Source organism: Pseudomonas sp. (assembly GCF_049645325.1).
Taxonomy (GTDB): Bacteria; Pseudomonadota; Gammaproteobacteria; order Pseudomonadales; family Pseudomonadaceae; genus Aquipseudomonas.
This window is the reverse complement of record NZ_JBARTQ010000058.1, coordinates 1-3,294: the sequence shown is the minus strand read 5'-3', so window position 1 is coordinate 3,294 and position 3,294 is coordinate 1. Positions and strand designations below refer to the sequence as shown.

At 61.4% G+C, this 3,294-nt stretch carries 3 protein-coding genes; 2 read left to right on the top strand and 1 reads right to left on the bottom strand.

Features of this window, described 5'->3' with window-relative positions:
- Nucleotides 1-92: 92 nt before the first annotated feature.
- Nucleotides 93-1,289 (bottom strand): class I SAM-dependent rRNA methyltransferase, encoded by a 1,197-nt coding sequence (locus WBB95_RS02550; protein WP_375066455.1) that lies wholly within the window; start codon nt 1,287-1,289, stop codon nt 93-95.
- Nucleotides 1,290-1,583: 294 nt separating this feature from the next.
- Here WBB95_RS02550 and WBB95_RS02545 point away from each other — a divergent pair, with 294 nt between their 5' ends.
- Together WBB95_RS02545 and mutM are read left to right on the top strand one after the other, a co-directional pair.
- The gene (locus WBB95_RS02545) at nt 1,584-2,396 is read left to right on the top strand and encodes an HDOD domain-containing protein (protein ID WP_424486148.1); all 813 of its coding nucleotides are present in this window, start codon (nt 1,584-1,586) and stop codon (nt 2,394-2,396) included.
- 21 nt (nt 2,397-2,417) lie between these two features.
- On the top strand, nt 2,418-3,230 hold the full coding sequence (gene mutM / locus WBB95_RS02540) for a bifunctional DNA-formamidopyrimidine glycosylase/DNA-(apurinic or apyrimidinic site) lyase (RefSeq protein ID WP_424486147.1): 813 nt from the start codon (nt 2,418-2,420) through the stop codon (nt 3,228-3,230).
- Nucleotides 3,231-3,294: the final 64 nt, after the last annotated feature.

Below are 3,294 nucleotides of genomic sequence, written 5' to 3'. Positions count from 1 at the left end.
CGGTGTATCAGCCCATACCTCTATCGGCTGATCCTCCGCCATCGCTGGCAAGCCAGCTCCCACACTTGTTGTGTCAGGGAGCAGTGCTGGTCTTAGCTATTGGGCAACAACCGGCACGTAATGCTCTTGATGTACCGGGTCTCGGCAATTGCCGGGTGCACCGGGTGATCCGGGCCCTGGCCGCCGCGTTCGAGCATCTGGATATTGCGATCCAGGTGGCGGGCGCTGGTCAGCAGGATGTTTTGCAGGTCGTCTTCCGGCAAGTGCATGGAGCACGAGGCGCTGAACAGGATGCCGTCTTTGCTGAGCAGGCGCATGGCTTGCTCGTTCAGGCGGCGGTAGGCGCCTTCGCCGTTTTTCATGTCTTTTTTGCGTTTGATGAAGGCCGGTGGGTCGGCGACGATCACGTCGAAGCGTTCTTCGCTGGCTTTCAGTTCTTTCAGGGCTTCGAAGACGTCGCCTTCGATGCAGGTCATCTTCTCGGCGACGCCGTTCAGCGCAGCGTTGCGCTCTACGCCGTCGAGGGCGAAGGCGGAGGCGTCGACGCAGAACACTTCACTGGCGCCAAAGGCCGCGGCTTGCACGCCCCAGCCGCCGATGTAGCTGTAGAGGTCGAGTACGCGTTTGCCTTTGGCATACGGAGCCAGGCGGGCGCGGTTCATGCGGTGGTCGTAGAACCAGCCGGTTTTCTGGCCCTGGATCACCGGGGCTTCGAATTTAACGCCGTTTTCTTCCAGCGCAACCCACTCCGGCACCAGGCCGAACACGGTTTCGACGTAGCGGTTGAGGCCTTCGGCATCACGTGCGGCGGAGTCGTTCTTGAACAGGATGCCGCTTGGTTTGAGCACTTGGGTCAGCGCGGCGATCACGTCTTCCTTGTGCGCTTCCATGGTCGCCGAAGCGATTTGCACCACCAGGATGTCGCCGAAACGGTCGACGACCAGGCCCGGCAGCAGGTCGGAATCGCCGTACACCAGGCGGTAGAACGGCTTGTCGAACAAGCGGTCGCGCAGCGACAGGGCCACGTTGATACGGTGTACCAGCAGCGACTTGTCCAACGGCAACTTGATGTCGCGCGACAACAGGCGGGCGCAGATCAGGTTGTTCGGGCTCATGGCCACGATGCCGAGGGTCTTGCCGCCGGCCGCTTCCAGAATGGCCTGGTCGCCTGCCTGGAAGCCGTGAAGTGGGGTGGCGGCCACGTCGATTTCGTTGCTGTAGACCCACAGGTGGCCGTTGCGCAAACGACGATCGGCGTTGGCTTTGAGACGCAGGCTTGGCAGGGACATGACGTCGCTCCGGAAAAAAGAGCGGGAGTATACCTTTTTGTATAGGTCTCTGTGCCGCCGCCGGACATGTGGGAGCTGGCTTGCCTGCGATGGCATCGCCTCGTTATGAAGGCTATACCGGGGCGCCTGCATCGCAGGCAAGCCAGCGCCCACATTTGATCCCCTTTCAATCCGGTTTTTGAGGTGTCGGTCAGCTTCGCATAGAGGTTAGAATTCGCGCCTAGCCCAGAGTGTGTACTTATGTCCCAAGAGCTTTCCGCCGAACAGATCCAGCAGGCCCTGCAAGGCATCAGTGTGCCGCCCCAACCGCAAATCATGGTGGATTTGCAGATGGAGCAATACATGCCCGACCCGGACCTGGAAGTGATCGCACGGCTGATCTCCCAGGACCCGGGCCTGTCCGGCGCGCTGCTGAAAATCGTCAACTCGTCGTATTTCGGCCTGAGCAACAAGATCGCGTCGATCCAGCGTGCGGTAAACCTGCTGGGCAGCCGTTCGATCATCAACCTGATCAACGCCCTGTCAATCAAGGGCGAAATGAGCGACGACACCATCGTCACCCTCAACCGATTCTGGGACACCGCGCAGGACGTGGCCATGACCTGCCTGACCCTGGCCAAGCGCACCGGCTCCCAGGCGGTGGACGAAGCCTATGCCCTGGGCCTGTTCCACGATTGTGGCGTGCCGCTGATGCTCAAGCGCTTCCCCAACTACATGGCAGTGCTCGAAGAGGCCTACGCCAACGCCGGCCCTGACTGCCGCGTGGTCGACACCGAGAACAACGCGTTCAACACCAACCATGCCGTGGTCGGCTACTACACCGCCAAGTCCTGGCGCCTGCCGGAGCATGTGACCGACGCCATCGCCAACCACCACAACGCCTTGGCGATTTTCAGCGATGAGTCGGCGCGCAACTCGCAGCTTAAAAACCTGCTGGCGATCCTGAAGATGGCCGAGCACATCTGCTCGTCCTACCGTGTGCTGGGCAACCAGTCGGTGGACCATGAGTGGAACGCCATCAGCCATCTGGTCCTGGATTACGTGGGCCTGTCGGATTACGACTTCGAAAGCATGAAGTTGTCGATCCGCGAACTGGGCGCCCACTGACCCTTTCTTCACGAGGTACACATGCCCGAGTTACCTGAAGTCGAAACCACCCGGCGCGGTATTGCGCCGCACCTGGAAGGCCAGCGCGTCAGCCGCGTGGTGGTGCGTGAGCGGCGCCTGCGCTGGCCGATCCCGGAAGACCTGGATGTGCGCCTCTCCGGGCAACGCATCGTGCTGGTGGAGCGGCGGGCCAAGTACCTGTTGATCAATGCCGAGGTGGGCACGTTGATCAGCCATTTGGGCATGTCGGGCAACCTGCGCCTGGTGGAAGTCGGGTTGCCGGCGCTCAAGCATGAACACGTGGATATCGAACTGGAGTCGGGCCTGGCATTGCGCTACACCGACCCACGGCGTTTTGGCGCGATGCTCTGGAGCCAGGACCCGCACAACCATGAGTTGCTGTTGCGCCTGGGGCCGGAGCCGTTGACCGACCTGTTTGATGGCGAGCGGCTGTTCCAGCTGTCCCGCGGCAAGTCGATGGCGGTCAAGCCGTTCATCATGGACAACGCCGTCGTGGTGGGCGTGGGCAATATCTACGCGACGGAAGCGCTGTTTGCGGCCGGGATTGATCCGCGTCGGGCCGCCGGCGGCATTTCACGCGGGCGTTACCTGAAGCTGGCGATCGAGATCAAACGCATCCTGGCGGCGGCGATCGAGCGCGGCGGTACCACGTTGCGCGATTTTATCGGCGGCGACGGGCAGCCGGGGTATTTCCAGCAAGAGCTGTTCGTGTATGGCCGGGGAGGCGAGGCGTGCAAGGTCTGCGGGAGCGAGTTGCGCAATGTGGTGCTGGGACAGCGTGCGAGTGTGTTTTGCCCTAAGTGCCAGAGCTGAATGCAGTGTGATGGCTGGTAGTGCCATCGCAGCATAAGTATCTACACAACTTTCAAGGCTGAAA